Origin of the sequence: Qipengyuania algicola (genome assembly GCF_042492175.1) — a bacterium.
Taxonomy (GTDB): Bacteria; Pseudomonadota; Alphaproteobacteria; order Sphingomonadales; family Sphingomonadaceae; genus CAJXSN01.
Map to the genome: position 1 here is coordinate 1,130,733 of NZ_CP170453.1, position 17,363 is coordinate 1,148,095.

General features: G+C 63.4%; 14 protein-coding genes. 5 read left to right on the forward strand and 9 right to left on the reverse strand.

Annotation, left to right across the window (positions count from 1 at the left end; genetic code table 11):
- Positions 1–14 precede the first annotated feature (14 nt).
- The 3 genes from ACFCW2_RS05405 to ACFCW2_RS05415 all read right to left on the reverse strand — a co-directional run bounded on the left by ACFCW2_RS05405 (position 15) and on the right by ACFCW2_RS05415 (position 3,630).
- Positions 15–1,715 (reverse strand): long-chain-fatty-acid--CoA ligase, encoded by a 1,701-nt coding sequence (locus ACFCW2_RS05405; RefSeq protein ID WP_379548603.1) that lies wholly within the window; start codon positions 1,713–1,715, stop codon positions 15–17.
- A 61-nt stretch (positions 1,716–1,776) separates the two neighbouring features.
- Positions 1,777–2,496 carry a cell cycle transcriptional regulator TrcR gene (locus ACFCW2_RS05410; protein WP_379548604.1) on the reverse strand — a complete coding sequence of 240 codons (720 nt, stop codon included), beginning with the start codon at positions 2,494–2,496 and terminating at the stop codon, positions 1,777–1,779.
- Positions 2,497–2,625: 129 nt separating this feature from the next.
- Positions 2,626–3,630, reverse strand: a complete 1,005-nt coding sequence (locus tag ACFCW2_RS05415; RefSeq protein WP_379548605.1) for an NAD(P)H-quinone oxidoreductase — start codon at positions 3,628–3,630, stop codon at positions 2,626–2,628.
- 137 nt (positions 3,631–3,767) lie between these two features.
- Here ACFCW2_RS05415 and ACFCW2_RS05420 point away from each other — a divergent pair, with 137 nt between their 5' ends.
- The 4 genes from ACFCW2_RS05420 (at position 3,768) to ACFCW2_RS05435 (ending at position 9,211) form a co-directional block, all read left to right on the forward strand.
- Complete coding sequence (locus ACFCW2_RS05420) at positions 3,768–3,974, forward strand: DUF1192 domain-containing protein (protein WP_379548606.1); 207 nt, start codon at positions 3,768–3,770, stop codon at positions 3,972–3,974.
- 171 nt (positions 3,975–4,145) lie between these two features.
- Entirely contained in the window at positions 4,146–6,497 is a 2,352-nt protein-coding gene (clpA, locus tag ACFCW2_RS05425) for an ATP-dependent Clp protease ATP-binding subunit ClpA (protein WP_379548607.1), read from the forward strand.
- Between the two features lie 71 nt (positions 6,498–6,568).
- A complete protein-coding gene (locus ACFCW2_RS05430; RefSeq protein ID WP_379548608.1) occupies positions 6,569–7,588 on the forward strand; it encodes a ligase-associated DNA damage response exonuclease in 1,020 nt (339 codons plus the stop codon).
- 3 nt (positions 7,589–7,591) lie between these two features.
- Positions 7,592–9,211, forward strand: a complete 1,620-nt coding sequence (locus tag ACFCW2_RS05435; protein ID WP_379548609.1) for a cisplatin damage response ATP-dependent DNA ligase — start codon at positions 7,592–7,594, stop codon at positions 9,209–9,211.
- Between the two features lie 363 nt (positions 9,212–9,574).
- Here the strand turns inward: ACFCW2_RS05435 and ACFCW2_RS05440 are convergent, their stop codons facing one another.
- The 6 genes from ACFCW2_RS05440 to ACFCW2_RS05465 are packed head-to-tail and all read right to left on the reverse strand — an operon-like array spanning position 9,575 to position 14,509.
- The gene (locus ACFCW2_RS05440) at positions 9,575–10,144 is read right to left on the reverse strand and encodes a gamma carbonic anhydrase family protein (RefSeq protein ID WP_379548610.1); all 570 of its coding nucleotides are present in this window, start codon (positions 10,142–10,144) and stop codon (positions 9,575–9,577) included.
- Entirely contained in the window at positions 10,141–10,698 is a 558-nt protein-coding gene (locus tag ACFCW2_RS05445; RefSeq protein WP_379548611.1) for a GNAT family N-acetyltransferase, read from the reverse strand. Before ACFCW2_RS05445 ends, ACFCW2_RS05440 begins: the two co-directional genes overlap by 4 nt.
- Entirely contained in the window at positions 10,691–11,260 is a 570-nt protein-coding gene (locus ACFCW2_RS05450; protein ID WP_379548612.1) for a GNAT family N-acetyltransferase, read from the reverse strand. Before ACFCW2_RS05450 ends, ACFCW2_RS05445 begins: the two co-directional genes overlap by 8 nt.
- Positions 11,253–11,840: a GNAT family N-acetyltransferase gene (locus ACFCW2_RS05455; RefSeq protein WP_379548613.1), complete on the reverse strand. Its 588-nt coding sequence runs from the start codon at positions 11,838–11,840 to the stop codon at positions 11,253–11,255. The genes ACFCW2_RS05450 and ACFCW2_RS05455 overlap by 8 nt, the downstream gene beginning before the upstream one ends.
- Complete coding sequence (gene hemB / locus ACFCW2_RS05460) at positions 11,833–12,828, reverse strand: porphobilinogen synthase (RefSeq protein WP_379548614.1); 996 nt, start codon at positions 12,826–12,828, stop codon at positions 11,833–11,835. Before hemB ends, ACFCW2_RS05455 begins: the two co-directional genes overlap by 8 nt.
- Before the next feature lie 34 nt (positions 12,829–12,862).
- Positions 12,863–14,509: a peptidoglycan DD-metalloendopeptidase family protein gene (locus ACFCW2_RS05465; RefSeq protein ID WP_379548615.1), complete on the reverse strand. Its 1,647-nt coding sequence runs from the start codon at positions 14,507–14,509 to the stop codon at positions 12,863–12,865.
- Positions 14,510–14,711: 202 nt separating this feature from the next.
- Between ACFCW2_RS05465 and ACFCW2_RS05470 the strand changes: the two genes are divergently transcribed.
- Positions 14,712–17,339, forward strand: a complete 2,628-nt coding sequence (locus ACFCW2_RS05470) for a helicase-related protein (RefSeq protein ID WP_379548616.1) — start codon at positions 14,712–14,714, stop codon at positions 17,337–17,339.
- Positions 17,340–17,363: the final 24 nt, after the last annotated feature.

Genomic DNA, 17,363 nt, shown 5'->3' on the forward strand with positions numbered 1-17,363 from the left:
CAGATAATTTCCGGTTAGAGGACCTCGGCCCTCAAGGCCTTGCGGTCCAGCTTGCCGATCATGGTCTTGGGCAATTCCTTGCGGATGACGATTGCGTCGACCCGCTCGTGCTTGCCCACGCGGCTGTTGAGCCATTTGGCCAATTCTTCGCCAGACGCATCCGCCCCTTCGCGCAAGGTGATGTAAGCACGCGGCACCTCGCCTTTGTAATCGTCCGGCACGCCGATCACGAGCGCCTCTTTCACCGCGTCGTTTTCGAGCAGAACGTCCTCGACCTGGCTCGGGAAGACCTTGAAGCCCCCGACCGCAATCATATCCTTGATCCGGTCGACAATCTGCAAAAATCCGTCATCATCCACGACGGCAACATCGCCCGTGCGCAGCCATTGCTTGCCGTGATGCTCGACAAAGACGTCTTTCGCCGCTTCGGGCCGGTTCCAGTATCCCGACATCATCTGCGGGCCGTGCAGCGCCAACTCGCCCGGTTCGCCGTCCGGTGCGATGGCAGCCGGGTCTTCCTTGTCGAGCAGCAGAACCTCTGTCTGCGCCACAACTTGGCCGATCGTGCCCGGCTGACGGATCCCGGCATAGGGGTTGACCGAGACCACTCCGCTGCTTTCCGTTAGGCCATAGCCCTCGACCATCCGCACGCCGGTGCGCTCTTCCCATTGCTCGCGCAAGGGCGCAGGCAACGGAGCGCCGCCGGAGATGCATACTTTGAGCGAGGAGAGATCGGTCTTGGCAATATCGGGGTGATCGAGCAGCGCCTGAAACATGGTCGGCACGCCGGGAAAGCCGGTGCAGCCATATTTCTCGATCGTCTCGAGCACCTGCTTGACTTCGAACCGTGGAACCACAGCGATAGCCCCGCCGCTGGCCACCGCGTGATTCAAAAGCGCGGTGTTGGCGAAGACGTGGAACATGGGCAGTGCGCCCATGAACACTTCGTTTTCCGGATTGTCGAACGGATTGATCGCGGCGACCTGCTGCGCGTTTACCGTCAAATTGGCGTGGGTCAGCATCGCGCCCTTGGGCGTGCCCGTGGTCCCGCCGGTATATTGCAGCAATGCTAGATCGGTCGGTGCCAGCGGTTGGTAATCCGGCAGCTCGGAATCGAGCCACCAGCCCCAACCCGCCTCGACCATCACATCGTCCCAGCGCCAGATTGCCTCGCCATACCGGACGGAGGCGATCTTGCTGCGGGCGAACAGCTTCATGCCGATACGTTTGGCGGTAGGGAGCATCGATGCGAGTTCACCGACCACCAGCGTTTCGAGCTGCGAGGCCTGCAGCACCTTCTCTGCCGTACCATAAAGCTCCGGCACATCGACTGTGACCAGCACTCTGGTTCCGCTATCGGCAACTTGCTGGGACAGCTCGTCAACTGAATAGAGCGGCGAGAAGTTCACCACCACCGCACCGGCCATCATTGCGCCGTAATAGGCGGCGACGTAAATAGGGACATTGGGCAGGAAGAGGCCGACCCGGTCGCCGCGCTTGATGCCGCGTTCGCGCAAACCGGCGGCAAAGGCCGTGGCCTCAGTATAGAGCTGCGAATAGCTGTAAGTCCGCCCCATGAAATGCAGCAGCGGAGCGGAAAGCCGCTCGGCCGTCGTCGCCGCAAACATTTCGGGCAGCGTCGTGGGTTCGAATTCTATATCCCAGCCAAGGGGATGGTGGTTCGGCAGCTTACTGACATCCATGTCAGCACGCATGGCAACGGGCGACCCCTTGCGCAAGGCGAAAGGGCTCTAAACACGCGCAAACCTGCGTTTTTTAGCCTGCAGCGGGCGGGTCGCCAGCTTCTTCCTCGGCACGCTTGTTGGCGAGCCATTCAGCGGCTTCGGCTTCCTGAACCGCCTCGGCAGCCGCTTTCTCGTTGGCGTCGCGTTCTGCGCGCAGCTCTTCGATCAGTTTTTCGCGATCATTGGTGTTGCTCGCTGCCACGGCCTCGGCATCTTCGGCCAGACCGGCTTTCTTCGCAGCCTTCGCCACAACCGCATCCAGTTCGCGCTGCGAGCACAGGCCCAGCGTCACGGGATCTTTCGGCTGGATGTTCTGGATGTTCCAGTGGCTCCGCTCGCGGATCGCGCCGATCGTGTTGCGGGTCGTGCCGATCAGCTTGGAGATCTGAGCATCCGAGACTTCCGGATGGCTCTTGAGAATCCACGCGATGCCATCGGGCTTGTCCTGCCGCTTGGACACCGGAGTGTAGCGGGGGCCCTTGGTGCGCGTCACTTCGACCGGCGCCTTCTGCATGACGAGCGCGTAGTCGCTGTCCTTCTCGCCCTTGGCGATTTCCTCCTGCGTCAGCTCGCCCGAATGCAACGGATCGCGCCCGGTATATTTGCTGCCCGCCAGATCGTCCGCCATGGCCTGCACCTCAAGGATGTGCAGCCCGCAGAATTCCGCAATCTGTTCGAAGCCCAGCCCGGTATTGTCGATCAGCCAGGTGGCGGTCGCGTGGGGCATCAGGGGTTTGGGTTGGTCAGCCATTTCGGGTTCCCGCAAAAGGAGGGTAAAAATAGAAGGGCCGCCCCTTTCGGAGCGGCCGCTTGGCGTTCCATCTAGTCGGTCACGGCCCTCAGGGCAAGCAATTGCGCGCTTTGGCGTTCGCCAGCGCCGCTATTCGGGCGCGACATCCAGCACGATTTTGCCGATGTGATCGCCCGCTTCCATCCGCGCATGGGCGGCAGCGGCCTCTGCCAGCGGGAAGCTGCGGTCCATCACCGGGCGGATGGTGCCATCCGCAACCAACGGCCAAGCATGCTCGGCGATTTCGCTGCACAGCGCCGATTTGAAGCGGTCGGAACGCGGGCGCAGGGTCGATCCGGTGAGCACCAGGCGGCGGCTCATGATGAAAGCCATGTTGAGCTCGGCCTTCATTCCGCCCAGCACCGCGATGGTTACATGCCGCCCGCTTTCGCACAACGCCTTGAGGTTGCGAGGGACGTAATCGCCCGACACCATATCGAGGACGATCTCCACGCCCTTGCCGCCGGTGATGGCCTTCACTTCCTCGACAAAGTCCGCCGCCTTGTAGTTGATTGCGTGATCCGCCCCCACGTCGCGAGCAGCCGAGCATTTCTCATCGCTGCCGCAAGTGACGATGGCCGTCATCCCGAATGCCTTGGCCAGCATGATCGCCATAGTGCCGATGCCACTGGTCCCGCCATGCACCAGAAGCGTTTCGCCCGGCTTGGCACAGCCGCGCTGGAAGACATTGTGCCATACGGTGAAGAGCGTTTCCGGCAGCGCCGCAGCTTCCTTGAGCGCCAGTCCATCCGGCACCGGCAGACAATGCCCGGCAGGGGCGGTGCAATATTCGGCATAGCCCCCACCCGGTGTCAGCGCCGCCACCCGGTCGCCAATCGCAAGGTTTTCAACCCCTTCGCCCAGCGCCACGACGTCACCCGCCACCTCCAGCCCCAGCAGGGGCGAGGCTCCGGGCGGCGCGGGATAGTGGCCGGCGCGCTGGATGCAGTCCGGGCGGTTGACCCCGGCATGGGCGACGCGGATCAGCACTTCACCGGCTTTCGGTTGCGGCGTATCGACCTCGGTCAATGCCAGAACCTCCGGCCCGCCCGGCGCATCGAAGTGGATTGCGTGCATCTGCCGCGGGATTGCCATGCCGATTGCCCCTGTGATTGCTGCCCAAATGCACCGATCATTGCTGAAACGGGTGCTTTCGCGATTGATTAGGGCGCAAGGCCATTGACAGCAAGCCATGCGTCTTGCGAGATCCTGTTTTGCAAACGGAGGGCCCGATGGAAGAGGATGACCGCCCGCGCCCACAGGGCGATGCTGCCAGCAAGTTGGCGGTCGAGGATCTCGGCCCCTATTCGCAGGGCGAGCTTTCCGAACGCATCCGCCTCCTGCAGCTTGAGATTGCCCGTGTGGAGCAGCACCGCGCCCGTGCGGACCAGCACAGAACCGCGGCAGACGCCCTGTTCAGCCCGAAGCGGGCGAGTTGATTGCCTGGCCGATCCGCGCTGACGACACGACCCCGGCCTTGGGTCCCCATGGACTCTGCGACGACAGACCCCATATTCGTCGGGTAAAGCGTACCGAAATGCGCCGCTCCCCCTGGCGCCTCTGATGGCCGCGCTAACCCTGTATTAACCTTAAAGGTTCAAACTTTCTTCATGCCCAGCTTTGCCTCAAATCTCGAAAAGACCCTCCACAACGCTCTCGCCTTCGCGTCGGAGCGACGACACGAATACGCCACGCTGGAGCATCTGCTGCTCGCGCTGGTGGGCGATGACGACGCCGCCGAAGTGATGAACGCCTGCGGTGTGGATATGGGCGAGCTGGGCGATGTGGTGCAGACCTATCTCGATCAGGAATACCAGTCCCTGCAGACCGACGAGGCCGCCGATCCGCAGCCGACCGCCGGTTTCCAGCGGGTGATCCAGCGCGCGATTCTGCATGTGCAATCGGCGCAGAAAGACACGGTGACCGGCGCGAATGTGCTGGTCGCATTGTTCAGCGAGCGCGATTCTTACGCGGTCTATTTCCTTCAGCAACAGGATATGAGCCGGCTCGATGCGGTCAGCTTCATCAGCCACGGCATCGGTAAAGGCGGCAAGCAGATCGAATCCAGCACGCCGTCCGGTGCCGACGACGGCGAGGCGGATCAGAAGGGCGATGGCAAAGGCAAGAAAGAAACCGCGCTTGACCAGTTCACCGTCAATCTCAACCAGAAGGCGGAGAACGGCAAGATCGACCCGCTGATCGGGCGCGGCCCGGAAGTCGACCGGACCGTCCAGATCCTGTGCCGCCGGAGCAAGAACAATCCCCTCTATGTCGGCGACCCCGGCGTCGGGAAAACCGCGATTGCCGAAGGTCTGGCGCGCAAGATCGTCGAGAAGGACGTGCCAGAGGTCCTGGAAGATGCCGTCATCTACTCGCTCGATATGGGCGCATTGCTGGCGGGCACCCGCTATCGCGGCGATTTCGAGGAGCGGCTGAAGCAGGTCGTCTCCGAACTGGAGAAGATGCCGGAAGCGATCCTCTTTATCGACGAGATCCACACGGTGATCGGTGCAGGCGCGACCAGCGGCGGGGCGATGGACGCCTCCAACCTGCTGAAACCTGCCCTGTCCGGCGGGACGATCCGCTGCATTGGCTCGACCACTTACAAGGAATTCCGCAATCACTTCGAGAAGGACCGCGCCCTGCTGCGCCGGTTCCAGAAGATCGACGTGAACGAGCCGACTATCGAAGACACGATCAAGATTCTTAAGGGCCTCAAGAGCGCCTTCGAGGAGCATCACAAGGTGAAATACACGCCCGACGCGCTGAAGACGGCCGTCGAGCTGTCGGCGCGATACATCAATGATCGCAAATTGCCCGACAAGGCGATCGACGTGGTTGACGAGGTTGGCGCGATGCAGATGCTGGTCGCCCCCAGCCGCCGGAAGAAGAAGATCACCGCCAAGGAAATCGAGGCGGTCATCGCGACGATGGCCCGCATCCCGCCCAAATCAGTCAGCAAGGACGACAAGGCGGCGCTGGAAAATCTCGAACGCGATCTGAAGCATGTGGTGTTCGGTCAGGACGCGGCGGTGAAGAAGCTGTCCACCGCGATGAAGCTGAGCCGCGCAGGCCTCCGCGATCCGGACAAGCCCATCGGCAGCTTCCTGTTCAGCGGCCCCACCGGCGTCGGCAAGACCGAAGTCGCCCGCCAGCTGGCCAGCATCATGGGTATCGAGCTGAAACGCTTCGATATGTCCGAATATATGGAGCGTCACAGCGTCAGCCGTTTGATTGGCGCGCCTCCGGGCTATGTCGGTTACGATCAGGGCGGGCAGCTGACCGATGCAATCGACCAGAACCCGCACTGCGTGTTGCTGCTGGATGAGATCGAGAAGGCCCATCCGGACCTGTTCAACATCCTGTTGCAGGTGATGGATAATGGCCGCCTGACCGACCACCACGGCAAGACGGTCGATTTCCGCAATGTCGTGCTGATCATGACCACCAATGCCGGGGCCGCCGATATGGCGCGGCAGGGTATCGGGTTCGGCGATGTGTCGAAGGAAGACGCCAGCGAGGAAGCGGTCAAACGCATGTTCACGCCCGAATTCCGCAACCGTCTCGATGCGGTCGTGCCCTTCGGCTATCTGGGCAAAGACACCATCGCCCGCGTGGTCGACAAATTCATCCTGCAGCTGGAAATCCAGCTGGCCGAGCAGAATGTCGACATCCAGTTCGACGACGATGCGAAGGAGTGGCTGGGCGACAAGGGCTATGACCGCCTGTTCGGCGCGCGTCCGATGGGCCGCCTGATTCAGGAGCGGATCAAGCAGCCGCTGGCGGAAGAACTGCTGTTCGGCAAGCTGGCCGATGGCGGCGAAGTGCAGGTCAGCATAAAGGACGGCAAGCCGAGCTTCGAACTGACCCCCGCACCGCCCAAGGCCAAACGCAAACCGCCAGTCCGGAAAAAGAAACCGGCGGCGAAAAAGCCCGATGCGGATGCGGGCGGCGACAGCTAAGCCCAAATTCACAATGGCTCAAAAGGGGCGCGATCCGGGAACGGTTCGCGCCCCTTTCGCTTGAGTATCCTATGAGCGCGCTCTTTTCCTGGATCCGGTCCGAACCGTGGGGCATCCATGTCGTGCCTGCCGATGCGTGGGTCGATCCCGGCAAGGCGGTCGCGCGGGCGCTGGTGACTCATGGCCATGCCGATCATGCTCGCGGCGGGCATGGGGCGACTGTCGCGACACCTGAAACGCTGGCGATCATGAAACTGCGCTACCAGACCGGCGATGGCCCCTCTGGCGGGGAGACCACACCTGTTCAATATGGCGAGACGATCCGCCTGCCCGGCGGCGTCGATGCGACCTATATCCCCGCAGGCCATGTGCTGGGCAGCGCGCAGATCCTGCTGGAACATGGCGGAGAACGGGTGATCTGCACCGGCGATTACAAGCGCCGCGCCGATCCCACCTGTCCGCCGTTCGAAGTCACACCCTGCGACATCTTCATCACCGAGGCGACATTCGGCCTGCCTCTATTCACCCACCCACCGATCGAAGGCGAGATGGCCAAGCTGCTGGAGCGGCTGGCAGCCTATCCGGATCGCTGCGTGCTGGTGGGCGCCTATGCGCTGGGCAAGGCGCAGCGAGTGATCGCGGAGCTGCGCGCCGCGGGCCATCATCAGCCGATCTATCTCCATGGCGCGATGGAGAAAATGTGCCGCCTCTATGAAGAACATGGTGTCGAGCTGGGCGAGTTGCGACTGGTGGCAGACACTGCGAAGGATGACATGCGCGGGCATATCGTCATCGCCCCGCCGTCGGCGCTCAATGACCGTTGGAGCCGCCGTCTGCCTGACCCGATCGCCGCCTTCGCAAGCGGATGGATGCGCGTTCGCCAGCGCGCGCGGCAACGCAATGTCGAATTGCCGCTGGTGATCTCCGACCATGCCGACTGGAACGAGCTGACCCGAACCATCGAGGAAGTCGATCCGGTCGAAACGTGGATCACACATGGCCGCGAGGAAGCGCTGCTGCGCTGGAACCAGCTCCACCAGCGCCGCGCCCGCGCACTCGCGCTTGTCGGGCGCGAGGATGAGGACGAGTAGCAGATGGAGGAGTTTGCCGCTCTCATCGATGCGCTGGTCTACACGCGCAGCCGCAACGAGAAATTGCGCCTGATTGCGGAGTATTTGCGCGCTACACCCGATCCCGACCGCGGCTGGGCGCTCGCTGCGCTGACCGACGGCCTCGATTTCCCGGCGGTCAAATCCTCCACCATCCGCAACATCATGAAGGAGCGCATCGACCCGGTGCTGTGGTCGCTGAGCCGCGATTTCGTCGGTGATACGGCAGAAACGGCCAGCCTGCTGTGGGAAACAGCGCAGATGGGCGAGACCGGCGACGCCGCTCCGCCGCCCTCGGTCAGCGAAACGGTTGCCGCGCTGGAAGCAATGAACCGCAAGAGCGTGGTGACCGAATTGCCCGCCCTGCTCGACCGGCTGGATTCCTCGGGGCGCTATGCGCTCCTCAAACTGGCGACAGGCGCGATGCGGATCGGCGTGTCCAGCCGGCTCGGCAAAGTGGCTTTCGCGCAGGCCTTCGACGTGTCGGTCGACGAGGTGGAGGAGTACTGGCATGCCCTCACCCCGCCTTTTGCCGAGTTGTTCGCCTGGGCCGCTGACGGTGGTGCCCCGCCGGACATCGCCAATATGCCGACCTTCCGCCCCTTCATGCTGGCCCATCCGCTGGAGGGGACGGTGGTCGATATGCCGGACTATGCGGCCGAGTGGAAATGGGACGGCATCCGCGTGCAGCTGGTCCATGTTGCCAATGACTCGGGCGGCGAGACCCGCGTCTACTCACGCAGCGGCGACGATATTTCCGCGACCTTTCCCGAAATGCTGGATGCACTGACCATTCCGGCAGTGCTGGACGGCGAACTGCTGGTGCGCGGCAATGTGCAGGGCGGTGAAGAAGGCGGGGCCGCCAGTTTCAATGCACTCCAGCAACGGCTGGGCCGCAAGACCGTCAGCAAGAAGATGTTGGCCGAAAGCCCCGCCTTCGTTCGTCTGTATGACGCGATGGTGATCGAGGGCGAGGATGTGCGCGCACTGGAATGGCAAGATCGCCGGCGGCGGCTCGAAGAATTCTTGCCCAGACTGCCCGCCAGTCATTTCGACATCAGCGCCATTGTCGAGGCGGAGAGCTTCGAAGCCCTCGCCGAAATCCGCGAGGGCACCCGCGACGATGCCATCGAAGGGCTGATGCTGAAACGCCGCGACAGCCCCTATATCGCCGGGCGCAAAACCGGGCTGTGGTACAAATGGAAGCGCGACCCGCTGCTGATCGACTGCGTGCTGATGTACGCCCAGCGCGGCAGCGGGAAACGCTCCAGCTTCTTCTCCGACTACACCTTCGGCTGCTGGAACGGCGATCCCGATGCGGGCGCGGAACTTCTGCCGGTGGGCAAGGCCTATTCCGGCTTCACCGACGAGGAACTGAAAAAGCTCGACAAGCATGTCCGCAGCAAGACGGTGAACCGCTTCGGCCCGGTGCGCGAAACGGACAAGAGCCTCGTGTTCGAAGTGGCCTTCGACAGCGTGCACGAAAGCAAACGCCACAAGAGCGGCCTAGCGATGCGCTTTCCGAGGATCCACCGGATCCGGTGGGACAAACCGGTGCACGAGGCGGATCGTATTGAGAGTCTTCGTTCGCTAATCAGAGATTAGGGGGTCTCTGCGCACCCGCGTGGACTGGCAGCCCACTGGGTTTAGGACCGGTCGCCGCCTGCCCGTCTCAATGCGCTCATCCTGAGCTTGTCGAAGAATCGCACTTGTCCTTTTGGCGCTTCGCCACACAGCTGAGGCCCTTCGACAGGCTCAGGGCGAACGGGTTGTGTGGTGGGCGCACATCGAAACACCGTCCGATAAGTTAGAATGGCCCCGGGGCCGAGAGGCCCCGCAAGGCCGACTGGCCGCCCGCAGCGACGCGACCTTCAGGTCGCATGAGCGAGGAAGCAAGGGGCGCGGATGCGCCCCGCCCGCAGGGTCACAAACGAAAAGTAACGCGACGCGACTCCCGCCGCCCTGACGTCAGCTTCCCAGCGCTGCGTCCACGGCCTTCGCATGCTCTTTTGCGTTGTGCGCATAATGCGCCGTCCCCATGCGCATTCCGGCGATGGCGGCCTCGGACAGCTCCTTCATCGGCTTGGCGGGCCTGCCTGCCCAGAGGGTGCGCGGCTCCATCACCTTCCCCTCTGTCAGCATCGCGCCCGCTGCCAGCATGGCGTCGCTGCCGATCACCGCCTTGTTCATCGCAATCGCGCCGAGGCCGACAAAGCCGCGATCCTCGATCGTGCAGCCATGGACCATTGCCAAATGGCCGATCAGCACATCGTCCCCAATAATTAGCGGAGAGCCATCGGGATCGCCCGGCCGCTCTGGGTCGCAATGCAGCACGCTGCCGTCCTGCACATTCGACCGCTGGCCAATCACGATGCGGCTGACATCGGCCCGCAGCACGCAATTGTACCACACCGAGCTGTCTTCCCCGATCTCCACATCGCCAATGATCGTGCAACCGGGTGCAATGAAGGCGCTGTCGTGAATGCGCGGGCTCTTCCCGTGGATCGGGACGATATTGACGCCGGGTCTGGTGGTCATTGCGAATTCTCCCATTGCTCTTGTGTGAGCGAGTATTGGATTACGGGGCTATCGTCAGGTTCATAGGCGGGATCGTCGAAATCCAGATCCTCGCGCCGTGCCATTCCAAACTTTTCCATCAATCGCCAGCTCGCTTCGTTCGAAAGGCTGGTGAGCGCGACCAGTTCCGGCACGCCGTGCCGCGTGAACGCCCATTCGATTATGGCCGCCACTGCCTCGCCCGCATAGCCCCGCCGCCACCGGTCCGGCCGGATGGCCCAGCCGATTTCGTGCATGCCGGTATTGGGTGCGAGTGGATTGTCGACCCGCTTCATCCCCGCCTGCCCCACAGGCTCGCCGCTGGCTTTTTCGATCAGCAACATGAACCCGAATCCCTCGCGGGCGAAACCGGCCGTCGACTTGGCCTGCTTGGCCTCGATTTCATGCAATTCACGCACGCCGCCGATGTGTTTCATGATCTCCGGAGAGTTCAGATAGCGCGCATGCAGCTCTACATCGCCCTCTCCGAACTGGCGCAGGATCAGCCGCTCTGTCTCCAGCACAATGTCAGCCATTGGCGGCATCACGGCGATTGAGAACATACACCACCTGGCGGCGGAGCGGGTGGTCACTGGCAATGGCCGGGTGATCGAAGTCCCGTTCCGGGCTGTGGATGAAACCAAGTTTGCCCATCAGGTTCCGGCTCGGCTGATTGGCAGCGGAGGTGTATGATACAAGCCGAGCACGGTTCGTGTTTTGCCAGAACCAGTCTGCGCAGGCGCTCGCCGCTTCATGCGCGTATCCACGACGCCAGTATTTCTGCGCCAGCCGCCAGCCGATCTCGGTCTCGCCCTGCACAGGGGTGTTTTCAGGACATGAAGAGAAACCCGTAAATCCCAGAAAAGCACCGTCGCTCTTGCGCTCAAGGGCGAACAGGCCAAAGCCGTGGGTCCTGAAATGCAGAGCGATGCGGTCGACCAGTGCATCGCTTTCCGATTTTGTCAGCGTGGACTGGAAATAGCGCATCACCTCGGGATCGGCATTCATCGCCGCAAAGGGTTGGCGATCTTCCTCTCGCCATTCGCGCAGGATCAGCCGCTCGGTTTCGATTGCAATTTCAGGCGCAATTTCAACCATTCGCGGCCTCGCTGCGCAGCGCTTCCCATTGCGACCGGTCCATGCGGTAAACGATGATCGTCTCGCCCACGGCCCAGGATGCGCTGTCGGGAAAATCCATGTCCTCGCGGCGTTCCATTCCCAGCCGTTTCATCAGCCCCCAGCTGGGCGCATTCTCGTCCACGGTCAGGGCGATAACATGCGGCGCATCGAACCGCTCGAAAGCAAGATCGAGCGACGCCTGCGCGGCTTCTTTCGCATAACCGTGGCCCCACGCATCCTCGCGCAAGCGCCAGCCGGCTTCGAAGTCGCCGACCGGCCCCTTCGGTTCATTGCATCGCTTCAAACCGCAGAAGCCGATGATTTCCCCCGACAAATGCCCGCCGTCGCGGCGTCGCTGCGTCACCCAGAAGGTGTGGCCGTGCTCGCGCCGGTAGAGCTCGAGCCTCTGCCGTGCCCGCTGGCGACCCTCGGCATCGGCCAGACCGCCCAGATGACGTGTAACGTTCGGCGTATTGAGATGCCGCCAGAAGGGCTCCCAGTCCTCCTCGCGCCAATCGCGCAAAATCAGCCGCCCGGTCTCGTGGTGAAAATCAGCCATTGAGCAGCCGCGCCGCCAGAGGCGCATGATACGTCAATACGCCGCTGCACCCGGCGCGCTTGAACGCGATCAGTTTCTCCATCAGCAGCGGCTCGCGTTCGCCCACACCGGCGGCGACACCGGCTTCGATCAGCGCGTATTCGCCGCTCACCTGATAGGCGAAAACCGGTATTTCAAAGCGGGCCTTGGCGCGGGTGATAATGTCCAGATAGGCGAGCCCGGGCTTGACCATCACGCTGTCCGCGCCCTCGGCAATGTCCATAGCAATTTCGCGCAGGGCCTCGTCGCCATTGGCGGGGTCCATCTGGTAGCTCTTCTTGTCGCCCTTCAGCCGCCCGCCCGACCCCACGGCGTCACGAAACGGTCCGTAGAACGCCGAGGCGTATTTCGCAGCATAGGACATGATCTGCACATTGGGTTGGCCGTTCATCTCCAGCCCCATCCGGATCGCGTGCACGCGGCCATCCATCATATCCGACGGGGCGACGATATCCGCGCCCGCCTCTGCCTGCGCGACAGCCTGATCGACCAGCACGGCGACCGTATTGTCATTCACGACATAGCCGGAGCCATCCACCAGCCCGTCCTGCCCGTGCGTGGTGTAGGGATCGAGCGCGACGTCGGTGAGAATGCCCAGATCGCCGCCCACCGCATCGCGCACCGCTCGGATCGTCCGGCACATCAGATTGTCGGAATTGTAGGCTTCCGCCCCGTCATCGCTGCGCTTGCCGTCGGGAGTGTTGGGAAACAGCGCGATACAGGGGATGCCCAGATCGACCGCCTCTTTCGCCCGCGCAACGATCCCGTCGATCGACCAGCGCGACACGCCGGGCAGGCTGGCGACTGGTTCTTCTGCGCCCTTCCCCTCGATAATGAACAACGGCCAGATCAGATCGGCGCTGGTCATCACGGTTTCGCGGTGCAGGGAGCGGCTCCATGCAGTGGCGCGGGTGCGGCGAAGGCGCGTGGCCGGATAGGAAGCTGTCATGGCGGCAGTCTTTGGCACGAAACCGCGCGAATTATCAATCAGCAGGGCGCGCCATCTCCGGTGCGTCAAGCTTGTCGATCTCGCGGCGCACTTCCACCTCTTGCGGGCCGCTGGGCGCAATGTCCGTCAGCGCAGCACCCGCCTCAACCGTCTTCAACGACGCCAGGCGACTTCGGAAACGGCGCAATTCGTCGCCGTTCAATTCGGAGCGGGTGACATAGCTGACCGACGCCGGATTGATCTTCCGGTTGCCGCGATACATTTCGTAATGGAGATGCGGACCGGTGGAGAGGCCGGTCGAACCGACATAGCCGATCACCTGCCCGCGCCGCACCGATGCGCCATTTCGCACCGCGATACGGCTCATATGGGCATAGCCTGTGCCAAGCCCACCAGCATGGTTCAGCCGGACGAAATTGCCATACCCGCCCTTGCGCCCGGCATACACAACCCGGCCATCCGTCACGGCGCGAATGGGTGTGCCATGTCCCGCACGGTAATCCTGCCCCGAATGCATCCGGCGATAGCCAAGGATCGGGTGGCGGCGCATGCCGTAATTCGAGCTGACTGCACCTGGCACGGGCCGGACAAGTCCCGTGCGCGTTTCACCTACGCCGGAGGCTTCGTAGAACTTTCCTTTGTCGCCCCAGCGCATCAGCTGGGTGGTCGATTTCCCGCCCCGGTCAACACCGGCATACATCAGCTGGCCGGCCTGTCGCTCGCCCGTTTCGGCGCGGCGATAGGACAGGATCATGTCGAAGGTGTCGGTGGCGCGAACGGAACGGTCGATATCCATGTGGCCGCCCAGCGCTTTAAGATAGGCCTGCACCGCGCTCGGCGGAGCGCCTGCCGCGCGGGCCGAGCGGTAGAGGCTGTTGCCCACCGTACCGCGAATACGCAGCGGGGTTTCGTCGATGGCAATCGGCTTGCGGATCAGCGCGAGACCAGCCGGGCCGCGCTCCACTTCCAGAGCAAGATCGAACCGCGCCCGGAAGGAAAGCGATTCAAGCGCCCGCGGCTCCCCTTCGGCAGCGCGGCGCCCGAGGGTAATGTCGAGCTGTGTGCCAGGTTCGATATCGCCAACCGCAATTGCCCGCGCGACCAGATCGGTCACCCGGCTCGCGTCGGATCGGCCCACTCCAGCGCGCTGAAGCATGCGGCTGAAGCTATCGCCTTTCGCAAGAGTGGCGACCAGCTGGATTTGCGGACGCTCCGGCGCGTCTGCGAGCGGCCGCACGGCCTGCGTTGCGCCCATACGGCGGCCCGAATCGCTGCCGAGGGCGAGCGGCATGATCGACTGGCTGCGAAATTCGTCTTGCACGTCTGTGTCCAAAGGCATGGCGGGCGCTGCTTCCAGCGGAGCAAAGCTGGGCCAGAACGAGATGGCCGCCAATCCCAGTCCGAGCATCGTGCCCAATCCGCGCCACCATCGGCGACTGCCGATATTGTCGGCCAGGCTGGGTGTCAGATCCAGCCGGTCGAGCTTGGCAGAGGTGTCGACCACCCAAGCGTCCAACCGCGCATTGAGCGATGCTGTCCGGCGCAAGAGGAAGGAACCCTGTGCGGGAATGATCTGGGCATGCGACAGGGTCGCGCCGCGCCATCCGGCATCGCCTTTCCCGTCCTGCGGGCTGTCGTCCGGATGACCACCGGCATCGGATGTTATCCGCTCAGCGTACATTGGCCCTTTTTCTGCAAAGGGGTCGGCAGACGTGGTTGTGGGTTTTGTGCGACCCGACCCGTCTGAGTCCCATGCCAAACCTCACTGCCGAATTAAAGTTAATGCCGGTTTAATGTGCGACCAGCAGACTCCGCAGGGCGATGAGTTGAAAGCACAGGTTTCGCGCCTTGCAGCGGGCCGTTTGCAATGCCACAGACAGACCGTGAGCGACGCCCCGATCAAGGCGGTCCTCGGACCCACCAACACCGGCAAGACGCATCTCGCGATCGAGCGGATGTGCGGCCATTCCAGCGGGATGATCGGCTTCCCGCTGCGGCTGCTGGCGCGCGAGGTGTATGACCGCGTGGTGGCAATCAAGGGCGAGAAACAAGTCGCGCTGATCACCGGCGAGGAGCGGATCGAGCCGCCGAATGCGCGCTATTTCCTGTGCACAGCGGAGGCGATGGACCGGACTGGCGGCGGCCATGCCTTTGTCGCGCTGGACGAAGCGCAGCTCGCCGCCGACCGCGAGCGGGGGCATATCTTCACCGACCGTCTGCTCCATGCCCGGGGTCGTGAGGAAACGATGCTGATGGGGGCCGCCACGCTGGAGCCGGTGCTGCGCCAGCTGGTGCCCGAAGCCGAAATTACCGAGCGTCCGCGCTTTTCCACCCTCACCCATATCGGCCCGCGCAAACTGTCACGCCTGCCCCCGCGCAGCGCGGTCGTCGCGTTCAGTTCCGAAGGGGTCTACACCGCCGCCGAAATGCTCCGGCGGTATCGCGGCGGCGCGGCTGTGGTGATGGGCGCGCTCAGCCCGGAAACCCGTAACAAGCAGGTCGAATTGTTCCAGTCGGGCGAGGTCGATTACATCGTCGCGACCGACGCCATCGGGATGGGGCTCAATCTCGATCTCAACCACGTGGCCTTTGCCGCACTGACCAAATTCGACGGGGTGCGCAAACGGCGTTTGAGTCCTGCCGAACTGGCCCAGATTGCCGGACGCGCAGGCCGGCACCAGCGCGACGGGACCTTCGGCGTGCTGGGCGGCACGTCCAACAAAGGGCGCGGTGCTCCGCTCGAGCTGGAAGAGGAAGAGATCTACGCGATCGAGGAGAACGCCTTTGCGCCGCTGACCCAGCTCTATTGGCGCAATGCGGAGCCGCGTTTCGATACTTTGCCGGTGCTGATTGGCGATCTGGAAGCGCGCCCGATGGTCGGCACCTTGCGCGCGGCGCCCGAAGCAATCGACCTGACCGTTCTCAAAACCCTTGCCGACGATCCGCTGGCCGACGGCGTCAAAGGCGCGGGCAGCGTGCGGCGTTTCTGGGAGGCGTGCTCGCTGCCCGATTTCCGGCAGGCGGGGGCCGATCAGCATGCGCGCTTTGTCGCCCGGCTTTGGCGCGACCTGCAAAACGGGTATATCGGGGCGGATTTTGTGGCCGCGCGCATTGCAGAGCTGGATCAGGTTCAGGGCGATATTGCCACATTGCAGGGGAGGATAGCCGCGATCCGATCCTGGGCCTATATCTGCCAGCGGCCCGACTGGGTGCTGGCGCGTGACGAAATGGCGGCACGCGCCCGCGCGGTGGAGGCCCGCCTGTCCGACGCGCTGCATGCGCGGCTGACCGAGCGTTTTGTAAACCGGAGGACTGCGATCCTGATGAAGAATATGGGCCAAGACCCGAACCTGCTGCCCGTCACGCTGGAAGAGGACGGCACTTTGCGGGTCGAAGAGGAAGCGATCGGGAAGGTCGAAGGCTTCCGCTTTGTCGTCGACACGCGTGCAGGCCATGAGGACCGGCGCATGTTGCTTGCCGCTGGTGAGAAGGCCCTGCCCCGTATTCTGGGAGAGAAAGCTGCCGCGCTGCGCACTTCCGGGTTCGAGAATGTCGAATTGGTGCGCGGGGACATCCGCATGGAAGGGCATTTGCTCGCCACGCTCGATCTTGCCGCCGACCCTGCGAAGCCGCGCCTTTCCCTTGCGCGCGAGTTAGATGTGCTGCCCGATGGCGAGCGCGCGCAATTCGAAGCGGCGCTGCAGACCTGGGTCGAAGTGCGCCTTGCCCCGCTTGCGGGGCTGTCGAAGCTGGTTGCCGCGACGCGCGATCCCGAGGCCGGATCGCAGGCGCGCGCGCTGTTGCTGGCGCTGGTGGAAGGGCATGGTTACGCCGCGCGCGACCGTGCGGGGATCGAGCATTTGCCCAAGGAAATGCGCCCCTTCCTGCGGCGTCTGGGCGTCACTTTCGGAGCGCTGGACATCTTCGCGCGGGACCTGCTCAAGCCCGCCCCGCGCGAGGCGATGCATGCCGCCGGAATCGACCGGCGCTCGCTGGAGCCGGCGATGCGCGCCGTCTTGCCGGGGGACGGCAAAATGCCCTCCGGATATCGCGCGGCAGGCGATCAATATGTCCGCGTGGATGTCGCAGAGAAGCTGCTGCGCGCAGCGCATGAGGCACGTGCGAAGGCGGACAGCGGAAAGCGAGGTGGAAAAACTGGTGTCCCGCTTAACCCAGCCCTTGCGATTTCGACTGGGCTCACGCTGGATAGCTGGCAGCGTCTGCTCGGCGCAGCGGGATTCCGCCAGCACAAGGCGAAGGTCTTGGCCGAAGGAGCCTTTGGCCCCCCTGCGCTCGATCAATGGAGCTGGCGGCCCGGTGGAATGCCGAAGAAGAAACGCGGGCCCCAGAATTCCCAACACAAGCGCCAGGATAAGCCGAAAGGCCCATCCGGCACGCGGAAAGGCGATAAGCGACGTCATAACAAGCCCTCGGGCCCACCGAAGAAGCCTTCGACGGGTCCGGCGACCGGAAAGGCGTTTGCCGGTCTTGCCGATCTGATGAAGCCCTAGGCCGCGAATGCGCCTCGACCTTCT

Coding starts and splice junctions, on each gene's coding strand:
- ACFCW2_RS05405 (WP_379548603.1), bottom strand. CDS start 1,715: ATGCGTGCTGACATGGATGTCAGTAAGCTGCCGAACCACCATCCCCTT.
- ACFCW2_RS05410 (WP_379548604.1), bottom strand. CDS start 2,496: ATGGCTGACCAACCCAAACCCCTGATGCCCCACGCGACCGCCACCTGG.
- ACFCW2_RS05415 (WP_379548605.1), bottom strand. CDS start 3,630: ATGGCAATCCCGCGGCAGATGCACGCAATCCACTTCGATGCGCCGGGC.
- ACFCW2_RS05420 (WP_379548606.1), top strand. CDS start 3,768: ATGGAAGAGGATGACCGCCCGCGCCCACAGGGCGATGCTGCCAGCAAG.
- clpA (WP_379548607.1), top strand. CDS start 4,146: ATGCCCAGCTTTGCCTCAAATCTCGAAAAGACCCTCCACAACGCTCTC.
- ACFCW2_RS05430 (WP_379548608.1), top strand. CDS start 6,569: ATGAGCGCGCTCTTTTCCTGGATCCGGTCCGAACCGTGGGGCATCCAT.
- ACFCW2_RS05435 (WP_379548609.1), top strand. CDS start 7,592: ATGGAGGAGTTTGCCGCTCTCATCGATGCGCTGGTCTACACGCGCAGC.
- ACFCW2_RS05440 (WP_379548610.1), bottom strand. CDS start 10,144: ATGACCACCAGACCCGGCGTCAATATCGTCCCGATCCACGGGAAGAGC.
- ACFCW2_RS05445 (WP_379548611.1), bottom strand. CDS start 10,698: ATGGCTGACATTGTGCTGGAGACAGAGCGGCTGATCCTGCGCCAGTTC.
- ACFCW2_RS05450 (WP_379548612.1), bottom strand. CDS start 11,260: ATGGTTGAAATTGCGCCTGAAATTGCAATCGAAACCGAGCGGCTGATC.
- ACFCW2_RS05455 (WP_379548613.1), bottom strand. CDS start 11,840: ATGGCTGATTTTCACCACGAGACCGGGCGGCTGATTTTGCGCGATTGG.
- hemB (WP_379548614.1), bottom strand. CDS start 12,828: ATGACAGCTTCCTATCCGGCCACGCGCCTTCGCCGCACCCGCGCCACT.
- ACFCW2_RS05465 (WP_379548615.1), bottom strand. CDS start 14,509: ATGTACGCTGAGCGGATAACATCCGATGCCGGTGGTCATCCGGACGAC.